At 63.5% G+C, this 704-nt stretch carries 1 protein-coding gene; it reads left to right on the top strand.

Annotated elements, in window-relative coordinates:
* Positions 1-704: PD-(D/E)XK nuclease domain-containing protein (locus CKO35_RS17550; protein ID WP_200177396.1), on the top strand; the 704-nt coding region annotated here is incomplete at both ends.

Genomic DNA, 704 nt, shown 5'->3' with positions numbered 1-704 from the left:
CCCTCGGTCTACAACCCCTTTGACGTACTGTTGCTGTTCCAGGAGCGGGAGTTTCGGCCTTACTGGTTCGAAAGCGCTACCCCCACCTTCCTGGTGAAGCTCCTCGCCGAACGCGGTCTTTACACCCCGCGCCTGGACACCCTGGAAACGGAGGCCGCACTTCTGGGCCGCTTCGACGTGGACGAGATTGCCACCGAGGCCCTGCTGTTCCAGACCGGCTATCTCACCGTGCACAAGGTGGAGCAGCCCATGACCGGTTACTGGCTCTACACCCTGGGCTATCCCAACCGGGAAGTGGAGGCCAGTCTCAACCAGGCCTTGCTCCCGGCCCTGGGCATGCCCCGGGCGGCCCAGCAGCGCATCACCCTGTTTCGCGCCCTGCAGGCCCATGATCTACCGGCCCTGGAAACCCATTTCAAGGCCCTGTTTGCCGGACTGCCTCACGACTGGTACCGCAACAACCCCATCGCCCAGTATGAAGGCCATTACGCCAGCGTGTTCTACAGCCACCTGGCCGCCCTGGGCCTGGCCATCACCGTGGAAGATGCCGGCAACACCGGCCGGGTGGACATGACCGTGGATTTCAATGGCCACATCTACCTGTTCGAGTTCAAGGTGGTGGAGCAGGTGCCGGAGGGCAGGGCGCTGCAGCAGCTCAAGGACAAGGGCTACGCCGACAAGTACCGGGGGCAGGGCAAGCCCAT

Source organism: Ectothiorhodospira shaposhnikovii, assembly GCF_016584105.1.
GTDB lineage: Bacteria > Pseudomonadota > Gammaproteobacteria > Ectothiorhodospirales > Ectothiorhodospiraceae > Ectothiorhodospira > Ectothiorhodospira shaposhnikovii.
The sequence above is the reverse complement of the archived record's forward strand: the minus strand, read 5'-3'. Positions and strand labels throughout refer to the sequence as shown.